Source organism: Actinosynnema sp., from assembly GCF_052038725.1.
The window spans coordinates 1-2318 of the sequence record NZ_JBQGCX010000252.1 but is presented as its reverse complement, the minus strand read 5'-3'; the positions used below and the strand labels follow the sequence as shown (position 1 = coordinate 2318).

Annotated in this window: 2 protein-coding genes; both read left to right on the top strand. The window is 74.3% G+C overall.

Translation table 11 applies throughout. The features are described 5' to 3' along the window. Positions 1 to 1700 (top strand): putative bifunctional diguanylate cyclase/phosphodiesterase (locus ACTUAL_RS04890; protein WP_440899410.1); only part of this gene is annotated, 1700 nt, incomplete at its 5' end. Between the two features lie 23 nt (positions 1701 to 1723). Beyond that, on the top strand, positions 1724 to 2318 hold a 595-nt coding region (locus ACTUAL_RS04885), incomplete at its 3' end, for a VOC family protein (RefSeq protein ID WP_440899409.1).

Sequence of the window (2318 nt, the reverse complement as noted above, 5' to 3'; positions counted from 1 at the left end):
CCACCCACGAGGCCGACGCGCTGCGCCGCGCCCAGGTGCTGGGCCGCATGGGCACCTGGGAGTGGCACATCGCCGAGGACCGCGTCGAGTGGTCCGACACCCTGCTGGGCATGTTCGGCTACCCGGCCGGGACCGCCCTGGACTACGCCGCCTACACCGGGCACGTCCACCCCGACGACCTGCCGACCATCCAGTCCACCCTCACCGAGGCGCTGCGCACCGGGGCCGGGTTCTCCTACACGCACCGCATGACGCTGGGCGACGGCGTCACCGAGCGCTGGTTCGAGTGCTTCGGCGAGGTCGTCACCGACCCCGACGGGACCCCGCGGCGGGTGCTGGGCACCGCGCACGACATCACCCAGTCCCGGCGCGTGCACGACGAGCTGCTCGCGCTGGCCGAGCAGGACCCGCTCACGGGCCTGGCGAACCGGCGGGCGGTCACCCGCGAGCTGGAGCGCCGCCTGGCCACCGGCGGCACCGGGTCGCTGCTGCTGCTGGACCTGGACAACTTCAAGGACGTCAACGACCTGCGCGGGCACGCCGTGGGCGACCGGCTCATGCGGGCGCTGGCCGCCGCGCTGCGCACCCGGCTGGAGCCCGAGCACCTGATCGGGCGGCTGGGCGGCGACGAGTTCGCGGTGGTGCTGCCCGACACCGGCCCCGCCGACGCCGCCCGCGTCGCCGAGCACCTGCGCGACACCATCGCCCGCCTGCCGCTGGCCACCCCGGCCACCCGCACCACCATCAGCACCGGCGTGGCCGGGTACGGCACGGGCGGCGACACGTGGGAGCTGGTGCTGGCCAACGCCGACCTGGCGCTGTACGCGAGCAAGGCGGCGGGCCGCAACCGGGTCACCGTGTACGAGCCGGGCCACTACGCCGACACCGCCAAGCGCGTGTCCGTGCTGGACCGGCTGCGCGGCGCCCTGGACGGCGGGGGACTGGCGCTGCACGCGATGCCGATGGTGCGCCTGGCCACCGGCCGGGTGCTGGGGCACGAGCTGCTGCTGCGCCTGGAGGACGGGCAGGAGCCACGCCTGGGCCCGGCGGACTTCCTGCCCGAGGCCGAGCGCACCAACCTGGTGCACGAGATCGACCGGTGGGTGCTGGCCACCGCCATCGACACCCTGGTGCGCCACCCCGACCCCGAGCTGCGGTTCAACGTCAACGTCTCCGGCCGCACCCTGGAGGACCCGGAGTTCGGCGGGTTCGTCCTCGACCGGCTCGCCGGGGCGGGGGTGGCCCCCGGCAGGCTCGGCATCGAGATCACCGAGACCGCCGCCGTGACGAACCTGGACGCCGCCCGCACCCTCGCCCACCAGCTGCGCGGCCACGGCTGCCGGATCGTGCTGGACGACTTCGGCTCCGGGTTCGGCTCGTTCGTGCACCTCAAGCACCTGCCCATCACCGGCATCAAGATCGACGGCGAGTTCGTGCGCGGCATCGACGAGCGCGGCCCCGACGCGGTCCTGGTGTCCGGGATCATGCGCATCGCCCAGGGGCTCGGGCTGTCGGCCGTCGCCGAGTGGGTGGAGCGCCCCGAGCAGGTCCGCACCCTCACCAGCCTCGGCGTCCGCGTCGGCCAGGGCTTCCACCTGGGCGGCCCGGTGCCGCTCGGGCAAGTCCTTTCAGCCCAACCGCAGGCACCGGACGGCGCATTGTCCCCGGAGCGAAACCCTGCGATAGATAGGCGTTCCTAGATCAAGAATCCGATCGGAAGCCGATGCCCACCCCCACCACACGAGGGCTGCGCCGCCTTGAGCTGAGCGCGTCCCGACCCGAGTCCGCGATGAACTTCTACGCCGAGCTGTTCGGCTGGGTCGTCATCGCCGAACCCGGAGACGCCTACAGCGGATGGGCGGGCGACCGCCTGGCCACCCGCATCACGCCGGGGCAGGACCCCACCTGGCGCGTCACCTTCGCCGCCAAGCAGCCGCGCGTGATCGACGCGCACACCGACACCGACACGGGCCGCCCGCTGCACGGGCCCTGGGCGCCACCGCCCAGACCGGGCGAGCCCTGCTGGGTCGAGCTGGTCAACCCCGAGCGGGACGACGCGCACTGGACGGCCGAACTGGGCTGGACCAGCCGCACCCCGGACGAGGACTTCACCCTGTACGACAGCACCACCGCGCAGCCCAGGGCCGTCACCGGCAGGCTGCGCACCGACCAGGCGCTGCCCTCGGGGTGGCTGACCTACTTCGCCGTCCCCGACCTGGCCACCGCGCTCGCCACCGCGAACGGCCTCGGGGCGAGCACCGTCGCCGGGCCGCGCCGGGTGCCCACCGGGCACGTGGCGGCCATCGCCGGGCCGGACG